The sequence below is a fragment of the Pseudomonas sp. LBUM920 genome, assembly GCF_003852315.1.
In the GTDB taxonomy this organism is placed as follows: Bacteria; Pseudomonadota; Gammaproteobacteria; order Pseudomonadales; family Pseudomonadaceae; genus Aquipseudomonas.
This window is the reverse complement of the sequence record NZ_CP027762.1, coordinates 6,143,324-6,161,700: the sequence shown is the minus strand read 5'-3', so window position 1 is coordinate 6,161,700 and position 18,377 is coordinate 6,143,324. Positions and strand designations below refer to the sequence as shown.

Sequence of the window (18,377 nt, the reverse complement as noted above, 5' to 3'; positions counted from 1 at the left end):
TTCACTTGAGTTAATGGCCGTGGCTTCTGCCCACGTGCGAAGGCTCAGCCTCGCTGGCCGCCACACTGCCGCTGACCTCCAGTCGCTGCAAAATCGCGCATTGATCCAATCCCGGCCCACCGCCGCAGCGTTGGCGCAGGTCCAGCAACTGTTCCTGTAACGCCAGCAGTCCATCGATCCGCGCTTTCACGTGGTGGATATGCTCATCAATCAACGCATTCACGCTTTCGCATTGGTCCTGGGGGCTATCGCGTAGCCCGAGCAGGCTGCGGATTTCTTCGAGGGTCATGTCGAGGCTGCGGCAGTTGCGGATAAAGATCAGCCGCTCGGTGTGCGCCTGGGTGTACACCCGGTAGTTGGCGTCAGTGCGCGCAGGTGGCGGCAGCAGGCCTTCCTTCTCGTAATAACGGATGGTTTCCACCTGACAGTCGGTCAGTTTGGCCAATTCACCGATCTTCATCGCAGCAATCTCCAAATGGGTGCTTGACCCTATAGTGGCTACAGGGTCTTTACTTGGCAACAGGCACGTTTACGGACGCGACAGAATGAGCGATTCCATCCACACCCCCAAAAAGCATGATCACAAGCACGATCATGACCATGACCATGACCATGACCATGACCATGACCATGACCATGACCATGACCATAGCCATAGCCACGATCACGGCGCCAAACTGACGCCGGTCAAAAAGCACGACCACGCCAGCCACGGCGACACGTGCTGCTCCAGCAAGGCAGCGCCTGCCGTGGTCACGTTGAGCGAAGCGCCGACTGCCGGCTCGCGCTTGAGCACTTTTCGCATCGAAGCCATGGACTGCCCCACCGAGCAGACACTGATCCAGAACAAACTGGGCAAGCTCGCCGGCGTGCAGCAGCTGGAATTCAACCTGATCAACCGTATCCTCGGCGTCACCCATGACCTGCCGAGCACTGCGCCGATCATCGACGCGATCAAATCCATCGGCATGCAGGCCGACCCCATCGAAGAGGGCGCCCCCGCCGCCGCGCCGCCGGCCAAGAAACACTGGTGGCCGCTGGCGTTGTCCGGCGTCGGCGCGCTGGGCGCTGAAGTGCTGCATTTCACCGGTGTAGCCCCGACGTGGGTGATTGCACTGGTGGCGTTGGTGTCGATCCTCAGCGGCGGTCTCACCACTTACAAAAAAGGCTGGATCGCGCTCAAGAACCTCAATCTGAACATCAACGCGCTGATGAGCATCGCAGTCACCGGCGCGATCCTGATCGGCCAATGGCCGGAAGCAGCGATGGTGATGTTCCTGTTCACCGTCGCCGAGCTGATCGAAGCCAAGTCCCTGGACCGAGCGCGCAATGCCATCAGTGGCCTGATGCAGATGACCCCGGAACAAGCCACGGTGCAGCAAGCCGACGGCGGGTGGATCGAACAAGAAGTCAAAAGCATCGAGCTTGGCGCCATCGTGCGGGTTAAGCCCGGCGAGCGCATCGGCCTGGACGGTGAAGTCACCGCCGGCCAATCCACCATCGACCAAGCGCCGATCACGGGTGAAAGCCTGCCGATTGAAAAGGGCGTGGGCGATAAAGTCTTCGCCGGCACCATCAACCAGGCCGGTTCGCTGGAATACAAAGTCACCGCAGCGGCGAACAACTCAACGCTGGCGCGCATCATTCACGCCGTGGAACAGGCCCAAGGCGCTCGGGCGCCGACCCAGCGCTTTGTTGACACCTTCGCCAAGGTTTACACCCCGGCGGTGTTCTTGTTTGCCCTGGGTGTGGCGATTATCCCGCCGCTGTTCATGGCGGGCGTGTGGTTCGACTGGATCTACCGCGCCCTGGTGCTGCTGGTCGTCGCGTGCCCCTGCGCGTTGGTGATCTCCACCCCGGTGACCATCGTCAGCGGCCTGGCCGCGGCCGCGCGTAAAGGCATCCTGATCAAAGGCGGTGTGTACCTGGAAGGCGGTTACAAGCTCGACTACCTGGCCCTCGACAAAACCGGCACGATCACCCACGGCAAACCGGTGCAAACCGATTACTTGGCGCTGTTTCCCAATATCGAAGACAGCGCGCCGGCCCTGGCTGCCAGCCTGGCCGGACGCTCCGACCACCCGGTGTCGCTGGCCATCGCCAATGCGGCTGTGGATAAAAACCTACAGAGCCACGTTGTGGATAACTTCGAGGCCCTGGCCGGGCGTGGTGTGCGCGGCGATATCAACGGTGAAACCTATCACTTGGGTAACCACCGCCTGGTGGAAGACCTTGGCCTGTGCTCACCCGAGCTTGAAGAAAAGCTCTTCGCGCTGGAGAAACAAGGCAAGTCCGTGGTGTTGCTGCTCGACAAGTCCGGGCCGCTGGCGTTGTTCGCCGTGGCCGACACGGTCAAGGACAGCAGCCGCGAAGCCATCCAGCAACTGCACGACCTGGGCATCAAGACCCTGATGCTCACGGGCGACAACACCCACACCGCCCAGGCGATTGCGGCCCAGGTTGGTATCGACCAGGCCCAGGGCGACCTGTTGCCCACCGACAAACTGCAAGCCATCGAGACCCTTTACGGCCAAGGCCACCGCGTGGGCATGGTCGGCGACGGCATCAACGATGCCCCGGCGCTGGCCCGCGCCGAGATCGGTTTTGCCATGGCCGCCGCCGGTACCGATACCGCCATCGAGACCGCCGACGTGGCCTTGATGGACGATGATTTGCGCAAGATCCCGGCTTTCATTCGGCTCTCCCGGCAAACGTCGAGTATCCTCAAGCAGAACATCGCCCTGGCGCTGGTGATCAAGGCGATCTTCCTCGCAGTCACCTTCCTCGGCATGGCGACCATGTGGATGGCGGTGTTCGCCGACATGGGCGTAAGCCTGCTGGTGGTGTTCAATGGCCTGCGCCTGTTGCGCAAATAATTGATGTGAGGGTGGTGTGCTGAGTGCCGAGTTAAAGGCGTTTTTTATGGTCGCCCGCCTGGGCAGCATTACCCAGGCGGCGAAAAAACTCGGGCTGAGCCAGCCCACGGTGACTACCCAGATTCGCAACCTGGAAAGCCAATACGGCGTTGAGCTGTTCTACCGTGGCGGGCGCCGTCTCACCGTCAGCGACGACGGCGCGCGCCTGCTGCCGATGGTCAAGGCGCTGTTGCAGCAGGAAGCCGACATCGAGTTCTTCCTGCGCAACAACGGACAGGTCCAGGGCACGTTACGGATTGCCGCAACGGCGCCGTATTACATCCTCGACCTGGTCAAAGCCTTTCGCGAACGCCTGCCGCAAGTGGAGGTGTCGGTAGAAATCGGCAACTCCCAGCAGGTGCTCGAAGCGCTGGACGATTACCGCGTCGATGTCGCCGCGTCCTCCCAACTGCTGGAAGACCCCCGCCTGATTCGCCGCGTGCTCGGCACCGATCCTTTGGTGTTGGCGGTGCACCGCAACCATCCCTTGGCCAAGCTCGATCACGTGCCGCTCAATGCGTTGGCCGGCCATACCTTGCTGATGCGTGAAGCAGGCTCCACCACGCGGCGGCTGACCGAAGAAATGCTGCAGGGCGCCGGCGTGAGTTACGGGCCGCTGCTGGAGATTGGCAGCCGTGAGTCGATTCGCGAGGCGGTGCTGCGCAATATCGGCATCAGCATCATCGCTCGTCAGGAGGTGCCTCATGACCCGCAGTTGCGCGTGCTGACCATCGAGAACGCGCCGCAGATTCCGGAGTATTTGTACTGCCTCAAGGAACGAAAGTCGGCGCGTCTGCCGGCTGCGTTTCTTGGGTTAGCGCAGGAAATGTCGCCACTCTGAGATTTGCTGTGGCATTGCAATCGCCATCGCAGGCAAGCCAGCTCCCACCTTTGAATGCGTTCACAAATCAAAATGTGGGCGCGGGCTTGCCCGCGATGGCGTCAGCCCTGACGACACAGTCTCCAAATCCTACCCAAATCCACCAATACCACTATCACCGCGTTTTGCCTTCCTGCCACACCAGGTACGCATTGCCCACCTAGCATGGCCTTCATCAGTTTGATGAGGTGCCTCCATGAACACAGCCCTGACCCACCCCGGCGCGCCAATGACGGTGCGCGGTATCCAGAAACGCTTCGGTGCCTTCACTGCGCTGGACAATGTGTCCCTGGACGTCGCCGCCGGCGAGCTGGTGTGCCTGCTGGGCCCGTCCGGTTGCGGCAAGACCACCTTGCTGCGCTGCATCGCCGGCCTGGAACGCCAGGACAGCGGTGAGCTGCGCCTGGGCAACCGCGACGTTTCCCTACTGCCACCGCAGGCGCGGGACTACGGCATTCTGTTTCAGTCCTACGCACTGTTTCCTAACCTTACCGTCGAGGCGAACATCGGCTACGGCCTCACCGGCAGCGGTCGCGATGAGGTGCGCACGCGTGTTGGCCAGATGCTCGAACTGGTCGGCCTGCTGGGCAGCGAAAAGAAATACCCCGGCCAACTTTCCGGCGGCCAGCAACAACGCGTCGCCCTGGCCCGTGCCCTGGCACCGGCGCCATCGCTGTTGCTGCTTGACGAGCCCATGTCGGCCCTTGACGCCCGTGTGCGCGAGCATTTGTGCACCGAGCTGCGCCAGCTGCAGCGGCGCCTGGGTATCACCACACTGATGGTCACCCACAATCAGGACGAGGCCATGCTGATGGCCGACCGCATTGCCGTGATGAACAACGGCAAGGTTGAGCAATACGCCACGCCCCAGGAAATCTACGACCGCCCGGCCACGCCGTTTGTGGCCGAGTTTGTCGGCCAGGGTAACTGGCTGCCGTTCAGCCGCAACAGTGCGAGCCATGCCCAGGTTGGCGGGATGAACATGCGCCTGGCCGACGATGCTGGCATGGCGAAATCCGGGCGCTTGTTCTGCCGCCCGGAAGCCATCAGCGTCAACCCGGCGGTGCATGAAGAAAACCTGTTCCCGGCCAAGGTTCGCGAGATCACGTTTCTTGGCAACCGCTGCCGCATGCGGTTTGAACTGGAACAATTGCCCGGCCACGCGCTGCTGGCTGAGTTGGCCCCGGAAGCCATGCCGCGCCTGGGTGCCCAGGACATCTGGGTCGCCTTGCCGCCGCGCAGCCTGCAGGTGTTTGCCTGAGATGGCGGCTGTGATGACACTGCCGCGCCCGCTATCGCGCGCCGAAAACGGCGACCGTCTTTTTGTGCTCGGCGGCAAACTGCTGTGGCTGGTGCTGCTGGGTGTCGCCGTATTGCTGCCATTGCTGGCGATCTTCTGGCGCGGTTTCAGCAGTGAAGCCGGGCAGGGCGGCGGTCTTGCTGCGGCGCGGGAAATGCTGACGAGCGCTAACTTCCACTGGCTGCTGGGCAATAGCCTGAAAGTCTCCCTGAGCGTGGCGGCCATCGTCGTACCGCTGGCCTACCTCTTTGCCTACGCCCTGCAACGCACGCTGATTCCCGGCAAAGCGATGTGGCGTGGTCTGTCACTGCTGCCGTTGATGGCGCCGTCGATGCTGCCGGGGATTGCGCTGGTGTACCTGTTCGGCAACCAAGGCCTGTTGCGCGGTGTGCTCTCGGACAATATCTACGGCTTCTGGGGCATTGTTCTGGGCGAGGTGATCTACACCTTCCCACACGCTTTGATGATCCTGCTGTCGGCTCTGTCGCTGGCGGATGCGCGGCTTTTCGATGCGGCATCGAGCATGGGCGCCAGCCCCGCGCGGGCGTTTCGCAGCATCACCTGGCCGGCCACGCGCCAAGCGGTGTTCGCCGCGTTTTGCCTGGTGTTCACCCTGACCATCACCGACTTCGGTGTGCCCGTCGTGGTCGGCGGCGATTATCAGGTGCTGGCGCTGGAAGCTTACAAGGCGGTGGTCGGCCAGCAACAGTTTGGTCGCGGCGCGTTGATCGGCATGGTGTTGCTGCTACCGGCGCTGTTCAGCTTTGGCGTCGATGCCTGGCTGCGCCGTCGGCAGGGCGATGCCATGAGCGGCCGCGCCCAGGTGTTCCAGCCGGCACCCTCGCGGCTGCGTGATGGTTGCTACCTGGCCATTGTGTTGCTGATCTGCGCGGTGTTGCTGCTGGTATTCGGCATGGCGGTGTACTCCTCGCTGGTGAAATTCTGGCCGTACAACCTGTCGTTGTCGCTCAACCACTACCAGTTCGAAGACACGGCCGGCGGCGGTTGGCTGGCCTACCGCAACAGCCTGACCATGGCGCTGTGCACGGCGCTGATCGGCAGCGTGTTGATCTTCACCGGCGCCTACCTGATGGAAAAGACCAAAAGCCAGAAGGGCCTGAACCTGGCCCTGCGCATGCTCAGTTTTGTGCCAATGGCCGTGCCGGGCTTGGTGTTGGGCCTGGGCTATGTGTTCTTTTTCAATTTGGGCGGCAACCCGCTGCATGTGTTCTACGGGACTATGACCCTGTTGGTGGTGTGCACCATTGCGCACTATCTGACCACCGCGCAGATGACCGCGACCACGGCCTTGCGCCAGCTGGACAGCGAATTCGAAGCCGCCGCGCTGTCCCTCAAGGCGCCGCTGTACCGCCACTACCTGCGTGTCACCGTGCCGATTTGCCTGCCGGCGCTGCTGGACATCGTGCGCTACCTGTTTGTGTCGGCGATGACCACCGTGTCGGCCGCAATCTTCCTCTACAGCCCCGACACCATCCTCGCCGCCGTCGCCGTATTGAACATGGACGACGCTGGCAACGTGGGCGGTGCGGCGGCCATGTCGACCTTGATTCTGTTCACCTCGGCCGGCGTCTCGCTGCTGCTGGCGTGGGCCTCACGTGGCGCACTGCGTCGCTCACAAGCCTGGCGCCAGACCGCGCCCGGCCAATAAACATCCTTGAAGGAGGTGCTCCATGTTCAAGCCCCTGGCGCTGGTCGCTGCTGTACTCACCGCATTCAGCCTGAATGCCTTCGCCAAGACCGAGCTGACTGTGTACACGGCCCTCGAAGCCGAGCAGTTGAAGACCTACAAACAGGCCTTCGAAAAGGCCAATCCCGACGTCGAGATCAAATGGGTGCGCGACTCCACCGGCATCATCACCGCCAAGCTTTTGGCCGAGAAAGACCGCCCGCAAGCCGACGTGGTCTGGGGCCTGGCTGCCTCTAGCCTGGCGATTCTCGATCAGCAAGGCATGCTGGATAACTATGCGCCGAAGGACCTGGACAAGATCGGCAAAAACTACCGCGACGCTGCCAACCCGCCGGCGTGGGTCGGCATGGACGTGTGGGCCGCAACCATCTGCTTCAATACCATCGAAGCCGAGAAGCAGGGCCTGACCAAGCCGGTGAGTTGGCAAGACCTGACCAAGCCTGAGTACAAGGGCAAAATCGTGATGCCCAACCCGGCCTCTTCCGGTACCGGCTTTTTGGATGTCAGTGCCTGGCTGCAAACCTTCGGCGAGAAGCAGGGCTGGCAGTACATGGACGACCTGCACCAGAACATCGGCCAGTACGTTCACTCCGGTTCCAAGCCGTGCAAGCTGGCGGCTTCGGGTGAGTTCCCGATTGGTATTTCCTTCGAGTACCCCGCCGTTCAACTGAAACGCCAGGGCGCGCCGCTGGACATCATCCTGCCCAAGGAAGGCCTGGGCTGGGACATTGAAGCGACTGCTGTGATCAAGGGCACTGCCCACGCCGATGCGGCTAAAAAGCTCGCGGACTTCTCCGCCAGCGCGGCGGCGATGGACCTGTACAAAGACAATTTTGCCGTACTTGCCCAGCCCGGTATCGCCAAGCCGCAGACCGAATTGCCCGCCGACTATGAGCAACGCCTGATCAAGAACGACTTCGCCTGGGCTTCGAAAAACCGCGACAGCATCCTGACTGAATGGCGCAAGCGCTATGACGGCAAGTCCGAGAAGGTGGCCGGTCAGTAAGATTTTCGTTAGGGCTGATGGCCTCTTCGCCGGCAAGCCAGCTCCCACATTTGACGGTGTTCATAAATCAAAAATGTGAGAGCTGGCTTGCCGGCGATAGCGGCGTCGAATTCAGGACACCATTTAATGACACAACACAGCGACTTATTGATCATCGGCGCCGGCATCCTCGGCCTGTCCCACGCCTACGCCGCCGCCAAGCGCGGCCTCAAGGTCAAGGTCTTCGAGCGCAGCGCCACGCCGCTCGGCGCCTCAGTGCGCAACTTTGGCCAGGCGCTGGTCACCGGCCAACCGCCGGGGCCGATGCTCGACCTGGCCCGGCAAAGCCGTGATATCTGGGGGCATTGGGCGCAGGTGGCCGGCCTGCAGCTCAAGCGCAACGGTTCATACCTGTTTGCGCGTACAGAGGCGGAAGAACATCTGTTGGAAGCTTTTTGCGCCGGTCGTGCGCAGGCTTACGGCTACAACATCGAACTGCTGCAAGGCGCCGCGATGAAGGATCTATATGGCGGCCAGTTCCGCCATCACCGCGCTGCGCTGCATGGCAAAGATGATCAGCAGTTGTATTCGCGCGAAGCAATTCCGGCGCTTATCAACTACCTTCGCAGCGAATTGAAGGTGGAGTTTCATTTCTCCACGCTGGTGCGCGACGTTGAGCCCGGCCACGTGTACACCACGGCGGGGAGCTTTCGTGGCGAGCAGGTCATCGTGTGCTCCGGCCATGACTACCAAACCCTGCTGGCGGAATCGATCGCCGAACTCAACCCGAGTGTCTGTCGCCTGCAAATGCTGCGCGCCCGACCGGTCGTTAACCTGAACCTGCAACACGCGTTGCTCACAGGTCTCAGTTGCGTGCATTACGGCGCCTTCGCCGATTTGCCGGAAGCTTCGCCCGTGCAGGCGCAGATCCTGCGCGATTCACCGCATTTGCATGAACACGGTATTCACTTGCTGATCAGCCCGACGCCTTATGGCGAACTGATCATCGGTGACTCCCATGACTACGGCCGCGATGCCTCGCCGTTCAATACCGAGCAGGTCGATGACTGGATGATCGAACTGGCGCAGCAGACCCTGGGTTGCAAGGTTCAGGTGGTGGAGCGCTGGCAGGGCGTGTATGGCGCGCGTGGACCGGGGCCGTTTTCGTTCCTGCGCGTAGCACCGGGCGTGAGCGCGGCGTTGATGCACACCGGCGTAGGCATGAGCGTCGGGCCGGCGATGGCCGAACGAAACATCAGCACAATGTGGGGTGAGGCGTGATGAACCCGGAACAGGCGATTGCCGAACTCTTCGGCCTGTACGAGCAACATGGCACGGCCGACTACATCGGCGAGCCGGTGTCGCAGATCGAGCACATGTCCCAGGCCGCGCAGCTGGCGATGGCTGAGGGCTTTGACGATGAAGTGGTGCTGGCGGCATTTTTCCACGACATCGGGCACCTCTGCGGCCAGGGCGGCGAGAACATGGGCGGCTACGGTGTGGTCAGTCATGAGCGGCTGGGCGCGGATTATTTGCGCCGCGCAGGGTTCAGCGAACGCATGGCCAGGCTGGTGGAGTATCACGTGCAGGCCAAGCGTTACCTGACCTTCAGCCAGCCGGACTATTTTGCCCGCTTGAGCGAAGCCAGCCGCCGCACCCTGGGTTACCAGGGCGGCGTGATGAGCGCCGAAGAAGCCCAGGCGTTCGAACAGGACCCGCTTTGTTCGGTGAGCCTGCGCATGCGCCACTGGGATGAGCAGGCCAAGGACATGCACGTGCCGGTGCTGGACCTTGAAGTATTGAAGGCCAAGGCCCGGCGACTGCTTGCGGCTTAGCGTTCATCCAGGCGCAGCGCCAGCGCCTCGACCTGTTCCTGGCGTTCGGCCTGACTGAGTTTGGCGTGAGGGTTGAGGGAAGACCATTGCGGGTGCGCGCGGGCTTTATGCAGCGCGTCCGGCAGCTTGCCCTCGCGCCAGGTTTTGTCCTGGGGCGTGTCGACCTTGATGCTGTGCATCGCCGCATGGCCACGCAGGTTCAAGGCCTTGAGCAACTGGCGCTGGCGCAAGGCGAGCAGGCGCAGCACGCTGTCGTCGACGGTCAGCTCGCGATGGCCTTTGATCTTGCCCAGCAGACGGCTGCCGTAGCTGCGCGCGGTTTGCAGCGCACCGCCGGCAATCGCACCGGCAATCGCGGCGACGCCCAGGGTCAGGCCGCCAACCAGCAAATCCACGCCGGCCCCGGCGGCCGCGCCTGCGGCGATCCCACCGCCGACGCGCACGCCAAGTTGTTTGAGGGTTTCGGGGTTGAACAGGTCATCGCCCCAACGGCCGTCGAGCAGCGGCAAATCGCTGGCGGTGACGTCCTGCGGGCGAAAGCCGAAGAGTTTGAGCAGGGCTTCCACGCATTTTTGTTCGCGCTGGCGCACGGCCTTGCGTAAATCGCTGATGGCTTGCTGTTCATCCTCGGTGACCACGCTGCGCCGGCACGCGGCGCAGTCGATCAACAATTCGGCGATCAACCGCGCGGCGCTCAGCTGGCGGGCCTGTCGCTGGGCTTGCTGATCGAGAATCAGCCGTTCCAGCTGCGGCCGCGCATTCTCCAGCAGCAGGGCCAGGCTTTCATACAGGCGACGCTCCCCGTCTTCCGGCGGTGCGACGCTGTCGAACCGCACTAGCGCGTGCAGGCCCAGGCGGGCCAGGGCTTCGCGCCAGTCGGGTTCGCGGTGGTTGCTGCTGCTGACAAAATTGAGCACCGGCAGCAGCGGCTTGCCGCAACTGGCCAGCACTTGCAGCTCGTCGCGGTACTTGGCCAGCACCGGCTCGCGAGCGTCGATCACATACAGGCCGGCGTCGCAGGCCAGCAGTTGGCGCAACACCTTGGCCTCCTGTTCGAAACGCTGGCGCGCTTCGCTGCCTTCCAGGAAACGCGCCAGGCGTGCCGGCCCGTCCAAGCGCTCGCCGGGGCGATCCAGGCGCTCCAGGTAATCAAGCAGGGCAATCGCATCTTCCAGGCCGGGCGTGTCGTACAGCTCCAGCAAGGCTTCGCCGTCGACCGACAACCGCGCGCCTTCCACATGCCGCGTGGTGCTGGGGCGATGGGAGACTTCGCCGAAGCCGACGTCACGGGTCAGCGTGCGCAAAAGCGACGTCTTGCCGACATTGGTGTGGCCGACCACGGCCAGTTTCAGCGGTTTAGTCATGACCGGTCTCCAGCCATGTGAGCGGCGCGCAGTCGGCGAAGGGCAGTTCGAGTTGGTGCAACGCGGCGTGCCAATCGCCAAGGCGCTCGGCGTCCAGCGCCTGGCCGGGCGGTGCCTGCAGCAGCCACACGCGGGTGGCCGTGGCGCTGCGTGCCAGTTCGGCGATCAGCGCCAGGCTGCCACGGTCAGGCGAGCGACGAGGGTCGCAGGCGATGGCCAGGCGTGCGGGTGGGAAGCGCGTGAGCTGTTCCAGCAATTTGTTGCGCGATTCGCGGCTGTCCAGAATGCCTGCGTTTTTGATGCTCGCCGGTAGTTTGGGCGGCCACGGGTGCTGATCATCGAGTTCGATGGCCACCAGCAAGGCGCCGTCGCTCTCCAGTTCGCTGACGCCGCCGCTGACGTGGTGCAGCTGTTCAGGCGCTGCATCGTTGACACCGAGCCGCTCGCTGCTTGGCATCAGGCGTTCGCGCAACGCGCTGTAGCCGGGCAGGTTGAGGTCCAGGCGCAGGGCGGCGCGCCCACGTTTCCAGCGCCACAGGCACAGCAGCGCGAGGATCAACCGCGGCAGCAGGCCGTACACCAGCAGCACGCCCACCAGCCAGGCGGCCCAGGCCTGCCGTGCGCTTTCGATATTCAGGGCGGAGTCGCCGCTGGCGCGGATCATGTCGACGGTCGGCACGTTAAAGCCCAGCAGCGCGGGCAGGCTGCCGAGGGCTTGGGTGACGGCGACAAACGTGTCGGCGCCCAGGATGGTGGTTTCCCACACAAAACCGTAGCGCCGGGTGGCCAGCAGTGTCAGCAAAATCACCATGGCACTGAGCAATGCCAGCAGCCACAGGCTGTTGACCAGCACACCCACTGCCCAGCGATTGAGTTTGTGGCGTTGCAGCAACAGCAGCAGCGCCGGCGCCAACTGAGCCGCCTTGGCATCACGCGCGAATTTTTCGCTGAGCCACAGCCACAGGCGGCCGAGGCTGGCGCTGTGCTCGCCGGCAAACGCCAGGCCCAAGGCCCAGCTCAGCAGCAGAATCAGGTTCAAACCGAGCAGACTGCCCAGCGCCCAGAACACATTCACCGGAGTCAGGCCGTTACCCAGCGCAGCAAACGCCAGGCCGGCGCCGCTGATCACCGCGACCACGGCCAGCAGCACCAACGCCAAACGGGCGCCTTGCAGCCAGCGGGTGAGGGCGCCGGTCAGTCCGTCGCGCTCGGCCAAGTGCAGGGCGCGCGCCTGGATGCGCGTCGGCAAGTCGCCGCCGGCCGTGCGGGCCAGGCGGTTGGCTTCCAGGTCTTCGAGTGGGCCGGCGTGTTCTTCACGCAGGCGCACGGTTTCTGTCAGCCAAAGGGTGTGCAGGGGAGTCAGAGCAGTCACGCGCCATCCTGTTGAGCAAGTGAGGTTGGAGCATAACCGCAGACTCGCAGCTCTGGTATTCTCGTCGCCATGAAAAAAACTCTCCCTTTAAGCCTGATCGCAGCCCTCGGTGAAAACCGCGTGATCGGCGTCGACAACAGCATGCCCTGGCATTTGCCGGGGGATTTCAAATATTTCAAGGCCACCACGCTCGGCAAGCCGATCATCATGGGGCGCAAGACCTGGGATTCCCTGGGCCGACCGTTGCCGGGGCGCTTGAACATTGTGGTCAGCCGTCAGACCGATCTTAAGCTTGAAGGTGCGCAAGTTTTTCCGTCGTTGGCTGCGGCGGTGGAACGGGCTGAGGCCTGGGCGCTGGAGCAGGGCGTGGATGAGCTGATGCTGATCGGCGGTGCGCAGTTGTATGCGCAAGGGTTGGAGCAGGCGGATCGCCTGTATCTGACGCGGGTGGCGTTGAGCCCGGAAGGGGATGCGTGGTTTCCCGAGTTTGATCTGAACCAGTGGAAGCTGGTGTCGAATGTCGAGAACCCGGCTGAGGGCGATAAGCCCGCGTACAACTTCGAAGTCTGGGAAAAAGCCTAAAAGCATCGGGGGCAAGCCCCCTCCCACACCTGATCGCGTTCGATCGGTCAACTGTGGGAGGGGGCTTGCCCCCGATAGCGGTCTATCAGGCTTGCGCTAACTCTGCATGCTCATCGGCATTCAGCAACGCTTTATCCGTCTGCCCCATGATCTGGCTGGTAATCGCACCCGCCGTCATCGAACCGTTCACGTTCAGCGCCGTACGACCCATGTCGATCAGCGGCTCCACGGAAATCAGCAGCGCCACCAGTGACACCGGCAAGCCCATCGCCGGCAGTACGATCAGCGCGGCAAAGGTCGCGCCGCCGCCAACACCGGCCACACCGGCCGAGCTCAAGGTCACAATCGCCACCAGGGTCGCGATCCACAGCGGGTCCAGCGGGTTGATGCCCACGGTCGGCGCAACCATCACCGCAAGCATGGCCGGGTAGAGACCGGCGCAACCGTTCTGGCCGATGGTGGCGCCAAACGAGGCGGCGAAACCGGCAATTGATTGCGGGATACCCAGGCGGCGGGTCTGCGCTTCAATGCTCAGCGGGATGGCGGCTGCGCTGGAGCGGCTGGTGAAGGCAAAGGTCAGCACCGGCCACACCTTGCGGAAGAAGCGCAGCGGGTTGACCCCGGCCAGCGACAGCAGCAGGCCGTGCACCACAAACATCAGGCCCAGCGCCAGGTACGACACCACCACAAAACTGCCGAGCTTGATGATGTCTTGCAGGTTGGAGCCGGCGACCACTTTGGTCATCAGCGCCAGCACGCCGTAGGGCGTCAGCTTCATCACCAGGCGCACCAGACGCATCACCCAGGCTTGCAGGGTGTCGATGGCGTTGAGCACTTTCTGGCCTTTTTCCACGTCGTCCTTGAGCAGTTGCAGCGCGGCAACCCCGAGGAACGCAGCAAAAATCACCACGCTGATGATCGACGTCGGCTTGGCCCGGGCCAGGTCGGCAAACGGATTGGCTGGCACGAACGACAGCAGCAACTGCGGGATATTCAGGTCGGCGACCTTGCCTGCGTAATCGCTCTGGATCACTTGCAGGCGCGCCATTTCCTGGGTGCCGGCCACCAGCCCTTCGGCGGTAAGGCCGAACAGGTTGGTCAGGCCGATACCGATCAGCGCCGCAATCGCTGTGGTAAACAGCAGCGTGCCGATGGTCAGGAAGCTGATCTTGCCCAGGGACGAGGCGTTGTGCAGACGCGCCACGGCGCTGAGGATCGAGGCGAACACCAGCGGGATCACGATCATTTGCAGCAACTGCACGTAACCATTGCCGACCAGATCAAACCAGCTGATCGAGGCTTTAAGCACCGGGTTGCCGTCGCCATAAATCGTGTGCAACGCCGCGCCGAACAGCACGCCGAGCACCAGCGCAAACAGGACCTTTTTAGCGAGGCTCCAGTGGGTGTGACGCGTTTGTGCCAGGCCCAAAAGCAGGGCCACGAACACCAGTACGTTGAGAATCAGGGGCAGATTCATTGAAGCTCCGTTGAGAAGGCAGCCAATCGCGTGAGCCTGCGATTGCGAACCGGAAATCCTAACAGCTTGAAATATATTGATTTAATACCGATATGGAATGGTGACTGTCGTTTTTGGAATAAGCGTTTGACGCTCAGGCACACGCTCTTGGCGCAATCACGACGCAAGCGGTCGTGCTCGGGCGATAACTGTCACACAGATTTGTTAGCGTCGATGTCTTTCACTCAGGGAGAAAACGCTTATGAAGCTCGCGCCAACACTACTGGCCGCCGCCTTCTGCTTGGGCCTCGCCAGCCAGGCATTTGCCGCCACCGAGTTAAAGCACTGGCCGGCGCCTGCCGCCGAGCAACTGAACAAGATGATCGCCGCCAACGCCAACAAGGGTAACTTCGCGGTGTTCGACATGGACAACACCAGTTACCGTTACGACCTCGAAGAGTCGCTGCTGCCGTACCTTGAGAACAAAGGCCTGATCACCCGCGACACCATGGACCCGTCCCTCAAGCTGATCCCGTTCAAAGACACCGCCGACCACAAGGAAAGCCTGTTCAGCTACTACTACCGACTCTGCGAAGTGGACGACATGGTCTGCTACCCGTGGGTTGCGCAGATTTTCTCCGGCTTCACCCTCAAGGAACTCAAGGGCTACGTCGACGAGATGATGGCGTCGCGCAAGCCGGTGCCGGTCACCTATTACGACGGTGACGTGGTCAAGACCATGGACGTGCAGCCGCCGAAGGTCTTCACCGGCCAGGCTGAGCTGTTCAACAAACTGATGGAAAACGGCATCGAGGTGTATGTGATGACCGCCGCGTCCGAGGAGTTGGTGCGCATGGTCGCCGCCGATCCCAAGTACGGCTACAACGTCAAACCCGAGAACGTCATCGGCGTGAGCACCTTGCTCAAGGATCGCAAGACCGGCGAGCTGACCACTGCGCGCAAACAGATCGCCGCCGGCAAATACGACGAAAAAGCCAACCTCGGCCTGGAGCTGACCCCGTACCTGTGGACCCCGGCGACCTGGATGGCCGGCAAGCACGCAGCGATCCTCACCTACATTGATGAGTGGAAAAAACCGGTGATCGTGGGCGGCGACACCCCCACCAGCGACGGCTACATGTTGTTTCACGATGTGGACGTGGCCAAGGGTGGCGTCCACCTGTGGGTCAACCGCAAGGATAAATACATGACCCAACTCAACGGCATGATGGCCAAGCACGCAGCGGCCCAGGCCAAGGAAGGGCTGCCGGTGACGGCGGACAAGAACTGGGTAATCGTCAAGCCGGACGAGATTCAGTAAGACCGAGCCGCCTGCTTCGCGAGCAAGCCCGCTCCCACATTCGACCGCATACCTAAGTTCGAACCCGGTCACCTGTGGGAGCGGGCTTGCCCGCGAAGGCAGTGTGTCAGGCCCTGCATGAGGCGACTGGCCCACCGCTATCGCAGGCAAGCCCGCTCCCACATTCAACCGCATGCTCAAGCTGGAACCCGGTCAACTGTGGGAGCGGGCTTGCCCGCGAAGGCTTTGTGTCAGGCCCAACATGAGGCGACTGGCCCACCGCTATCGCAGGCAAGCCAGCTCCCCCATTCAACCGCATGCTCAAGCTGGAACCCGATCAACTGTGGGAGCGGGCTTGCCCGCGAAGGCGGTGTGTCAGGCCCGACATGAGTCAGCTGGCCCACCGCTATCGCAGGCAAGCCAGCTCCCACATTCAACCGCATGCTCAAGCTGGAACCCGATCAACTGTGGGAGCGGGCTTGCCCGCGAAGGCTTTGTGTCAGGCCCTGCATGAGTCAGCTGACCCACCACTATCGCAGGCAAGCCAGCCCGCGCATTCGACCACACACGCATGTTGGAACTCGGTCTACTGCTGAAGGGTTTATCCAGACAAAAAAATGCCCCGCACGTGGCGGGGCATTTTCATGTGCGAGGCTTACAGGCCGTCGAGCATTGCTTTGTTACGCACGGCACCCTTGTCGGCACTGGTGGCCAGCAACGCGTAAGCCTTCAGCGCGGTGGTGACTTTGCGCGGACGCTTCTCGACCGGTTTCCAGCCTTTCTTGTCCTGCTCGACCCGGCGCGCTGCCAGTTCTTCGTCGCTGATCAACAGGTTGATCGAGCGGTTCGGAATGTCGATCAGCACTTTGTCACCGTCCTGCACCAGGCCAATCGCGCCGCCGGCAGCGGCTTCTGGCGAAGCGTGGCCGATGGACAGGCCCGAGGTGCCGCCGGAGAAACGGCCGTCAGTGAGCAACGCACAAGCTTTGCCCAGGCCTTTGGATTTCAGGTACGACGTCGGGTAGAGCATCTCTTGCATGCCCGGGCCGCCTTTCGGGCCTTCGTAGCGGATGATCACGATGTCGCCGGCTTTGACTTCGTCAGCGAGGATGCCGCGCACGGCGCTGTCCTGGCTTTCGAAGATCTTGGCGTTGCCTTCGAACACGTGGATGGATTCATCCACACCGGCGGTTTTCACCACGCAGCCATCCAGCGCGATGTTGCCGTACAGCACGGCCAGGCCGCCTTCTTGCGAGTAGGCGTGCTCGACACTGCGGATGCAGCCGTTTTCACGGTCGTCATCGAGGGTGTCCCAGCGGGTGGACTGGCTGAACGCCGTTTGCGTCGGGATGCCGGCCGGGCCTGCCTTGAAGAAGTGATGCACTGCTTCGTCGGTGGTCTGGGTGATGTCCCACTTGGCGATACCTTCGGCCATGCTCGTGCTGTGCACGGTCGGCAGGTCGGTGTGCAACAGGCCGCCACGGGCCAGCGAACCGAGGATCGAGAAGATCCCGCCGGCGCGGTGCACGTCTTCCATGTGGTACTTCTGGATGTTCGGCGCGACTTTGCACAGTTGTGGCACGTGGCGGGACAGACGGTCGATGTCGCGCAGGTCGAAATCGATCTCGGCTTCCTGGGCGGCGGCCAGCAAGTGCAGGATGGTGTTGGTGGAACCGCCCATGGCGATGTCCAGGGTCATGGCGTTTTCGAACGCCTTGAAGTTGGCGATGTTGCGCGGCAGCACCGACTCATCGTTGTCGGTGTAGTAACGCTTGCACAGCTCGACGATGGTACGGCCAGCCTGCAGGAACAGCTGCTCGCGGTCGCTGTGGGTGGCCAGCGTGGAACCGTTGCCCGGCAAGGCCAGGCCCAGGGCTTCGACCAGGCAGTTCATCGAGTTGGCGGTGAACATGCCGGAGCACGAACCGCAGGTAGGGCAGGCGCTGCGCTCGTATTCCGCGACTTTCTCGTCAGACGCGCTGGAATCGGCGGCGATGACCATGGCGTCCACAAGGTCGAGGCCGTGCGAGGCGAGTTTGGTCTTGCCGGCTTCCATCGGCCCGCCGGAGACGAAGATCACCGGGATGTTCAGGCGCAGGGAGGCCATCAGCATGCCGGGGGTGATCTTGTCGCAGTTGGAGATGCACACGATGGCGTCGGCGCAGTGGGCGTTGACCATGTATTCCACGGAGTCGGCGATGATCTCGCGGCTCGGCAGCGAATACAGCATGCCGTCATGGCCCATGGCGATGCCGTCATCCACGGCGATGGTGTTGAATTCTTTCGCCACGCCGCCGGCGCGTTCGATCTCGCGGGCGACCAGTTGGCCCAGGTCCTTGAGGTGGACGTGGCCGGGTACGAACTGGGTGAACGAGTTGGCAATCGCGATGATCGGCTTTTTGAAGTCGTCATCTTTCATCCCCGTGGCACGCCACAGTGCGCGCGCGCCGGCCATGTTGCGGCCGTGGGTGGATGTTTTCGAGCGGTAATCAGGCATGAAGCACTCCGGGCGGCTAATCAAGTACTAAAGGGAAGTGAGCCTCTATTGGCGTCTGGAACACTCAGAAAATGGCTGTGTGTCCAAACGTTGCCACTCGCGTCGCGGGATCGCCGCGTGCTTGGGCCTCGAGCTCATAAACCCGCCGGGGGATGACTGGCGATGAATAGGGTCGATTCTACA

The 18,377-nt window shown here is 62.5% G+C and carries 14 protein-coding genes; 9 read left to right on the top strand and 5 right to left on the bottom strand.

The window, feature by feature from the left end; genetic code table 11:
- Positions 1-10: 10 nt before the first annotated feature.
- Positions 11-460: a Cd(II)/Pb(II)-responsive transcriptional regulator gene (cadR, locus tag C4J83_RS28675; RefSeq protein WP_119737395.1), complete on the bottom strand. Its 450-nt coding sequence runs from the start codon at positions 458-460 to the stop codon at positions 11-13.
- 85 nt (positions 461-545) lie between these two features.
- Here cadR and C4J83_RS28670 point away from each other — a divergent pair, with 85 nt between their 5' ends.
- The 7 genes from C4J83_RS28670 to C4J83_RS28640 all read left to right on the top strand — a co-directional run bounded on the left by C4J83_RS28670 (position 546) and on the right by C4J83_RS28640 (position 9,623).
- Positions 546-2,876, top strand: coding sequence for a heavy metal translocating P-type ATPase (locus C4J83_RS28670; RefSeq protein WP_124418683.1), 2,331 nt, complete (start codon positions 546-548; stop codon positions 2,874-2,876).
- Positions 2,877-2,892: 16 nt separating this feature from the next.
- Positions 2,893-3,756: a LysR family transcriptional regulator gene (locus C4J83_RS28665; protein ID WP_106575716.1), complete on the top strand. Its 864-nt coding sequence runs from the start codon at positions 2,893-2,895 to the stop codon at positions 3,754-3,756.
- 235 nt (positions 3,757-3,991) lie between these two features.
- A complete protein-coding gene (locus tag C4J83_RS28660; protein WP_124418682.1) occupies positions 3,992-5,056 on the top strand; it encodes a putative 2-aminoethylphosphonate ABC transporter ATP-binding protein in 1,065 nt (354 codons plus the stop codon).
- Position 5,057: 1 nt separating this feature from the next.
- Positions 5,058-6,764: a putative 2-aminoethylphosphonate ABC transporter permease subunit gene (locus C4J83_RS28655; RefSeq protein ID WP_124418681.1), complete on the top strand. Its 1,707-nt coding sequence runs from the start codon at positions 5,058-5,060 to the stop codon at positions 6,762-6,764.
- A gap of 22 nt (positions 6,765-6,786) precedes the next feature.
- Positions 6,787-7,809: a putative 2-aminoethylphosphonate ABC transporter substrate-binding protein gene (locus C4J83_RS28650; protein WP_124418680.1), complete on the top strand. Its 1,023-nt coding sequence runs from the start codon at positions 6,787-6,789 to the stop codon at positions 7,807-7,809.
- A gap of 126 nt (positions 7,810-7,935) precedes the next feature.
- Positions 7,936-9,069: a TIGR03364 family FAD-dependent oxidoreductase gene (locus tag C4J83_RS28645; protein ID WP_124418679.1), complete on the top strand. Its 1,134-nt coding sequence runs from the start codon at positions 7,936-7,938 to the stop codon at positions 9,067-9,069.
- Positions 9,069-9,623 carry a phosphonate degradation HD-domain oxygenase gene (locus C4J83_RS28640; protein ID WP_124418678.1) on the top strand — a complete coding sequence of 185 codons (555 nt, stop codon included), beginning with the start codon at positions 9,069-9,071 and terminating at the stop codon, positions 9,621-9,623. The genes C4J83_RS28645 and C4J83_RS28640 overlap by 1 nt, the downstream gene beginning before the upstream one ends.
- On the opposite strand, the gene C4J83_RS28635 is transcribed toward C4J83_RS28640, so the two are convergent.
- Both C4J83_RS28635 and C4J83_RS28630 read right to left on the bottom strand, forming a co-directional pair.
- Positions 9,620-10,987, bottom strand: a complete 1,368-nt coding sequence (locus C4J83_RS28635) for a GTPase/DUF3482 domain-containing protein (protein ID WP_124418677.1) — start codon at positions 10,985-10,987, stop codon at positions 9,620-9,622. The genes C4J83_RS28640 and C4J83_RS28635 overlap by 4 nt on opposite strands.
- On the bottom strand, positions 10,980-12,359 hold the full coding sequence (locus tag C4J83_RS28630) for a DUF2868 domain-containing protein (protein ID WP_106575709.1): 1,380 nt from the start codon (positions 12,357-12,359) through the stop codon (positions 10,980-10,982). The genes C4J83_RS28635 and C4J83_RS28630 overlap by 8 nt, the downstream gene beginning before the upstream one ends.
- A gap of 69 nt (positions 12,360-12,428) precedes the next feature.
- Here C4J83_RS28630 and C4J83_RS28625 point away from each other — a divergent pair, with 69 nt between their 5' ends.
- The gene (locus C4J83_RS28625; RefSeq protein WP_124418676.1) at positions 12,429-12,941 is read left to right on the top strand and encodes a dihydrofolate reductase; all 513 of its coding nucleotides are present in this window, start codon (positions 12,429-12,431) and stop codon (positions 12,939-12,941) included.
- Between the two features lie 85 nt (positions 12,942-13,026).
- Here C4J83_RS28625 and C4J83_RS28620 read toward each other — a convergent pair whose 3' ends face one another.
- The gene (locus tag C4J83_RS28620; RefSeq protein ID WP_106575707.1) at positions 13,027-14,418 is read right to left on the bottom strand and encodes an L-cystine transporter; all 1,392 of its coding nucleotides are present in this window, start codon (positions 14,416-14,418) and stop codon (positions 13,027-13,029) included.
- A 241-nt stretch (positions 14,419-14,659) separates the two neighbouring features.
- Here C4J83_RS28620 and C4J83_RS28615 point away from each other — a divergent pair, with 241 nt between their 5' ends.
- Positions 14,660-15,718, top strand: coding sequence for an HAD family hydrolase (locus C4J83_RS28615; protein ID WP_124418675.1), 1,059 nt, complete (start codon positions 14,660-14,662; stop codon positions 15,716-15,718).
- Between the two features lie 634 nt (positions 15,719-16,352).
- Here C4J83_RS28615 and ilvD read toward each other — a convergent pair.
- Positions 16,353-18,194, bottom strand: a complete 1,842-nt coding sequence (ilvD, locus tag C4J83_RS28605; protein ID WP_124418674.1) for a dihydroxy-acid dehydratase — start codon at positions 18,192-18,194, stop codon at positions 16,353-16,355.
- Positions 18,195-18,377 lie beyond the last annotated feature (183 nt).

Excerpts from the sequence above, each read along its gene's own strand:
- cadR (WP_119737395.1), bottom strand. The coding sequence starts at position 460 with ATGAAGATCGGTGAATTGGCCAAACTGACCGACTGTCAGGTGGAAACC.
- C4J83_RS28670 (WP_124418683.1), top strand. The coding sequence starts at position 546 with ATGAGCGATTCCATCCACACCCCCAAAAAGCATGATCACAAGCACGAT.
- C4J83_RS28660 (WP_124418682.1), top strand. The coding sequence starts at position 3,992 with ATGAACACAGCCCTGACCCACCCCGGCGCGCCAATGACGGTGCGCGGT.
- C4J83_RS28655 (WP_124418681.1), top strand. The coding sequence starts at position 5,058 with ATGGCGGCTGTGATGACACTGCCGCGCCCGCTATCGCGCGCCGAAAAC.
- C4J83_RS28650 (WP_124418680.1), top strand. The coding sequence starts at position 6,787 with ATGTTCAAGCCCCTGGCGCTGGTCGCTGCTGTACTCACCGCATTCAGC.
- C4J83_RS28645 (WP_124418679.1), top strand. The coding sequence starts at position 7,936 with ATGACACAACACAGCGACTTATTGATCATCGGCGCCGGCATCCTCGGC.
- C4J83_RS28640 (WP_124418678.1), top strand. The coding sequence starts at position 9,069 with ATGAACCCGGAACAGGCGATTGCCGAACTCTTCGGCCTGTACGAGCAA.
- C4J83_RS28635 (WP_124418677.1), bottom strand. The coding sequence starts at position 10,987 with ATGACTAAACCGCTGAAACTGGCCGTGGTCGGCCACACCAATGTCGGC.
- C4J83_RS28625 (WP_124418676.1), top strand. The coding sequence starts at position 12,429 with ATGAAAAAAACTCTCCCTTTAAGCCTGATCGCAGCCCTCGGTGAAAAC.
- C4J83_RS28620 (WP_106575707.1), bottom strand. The coding sequence starts at position 14,418 with ATGAATCTGCCCCTGATTCTCAACGTACTGGTGTTCGTGGCCCTGCTT.
- C4J83_RS28615 (WP_124418675.1), top strand. The coding sequence starts at position 14,660 with ATGAAGCTCGCGCCAACACTACTGGCCGCCGCCTTCTGCTTGGGCCTC.
- ilvD (WP_124418674.1), bottom strand. The coding sequence starts at position 18,194 with ATGCCTGATTACCGCTCGAAAACATCCACCCACGGCCGCAACATGGCC.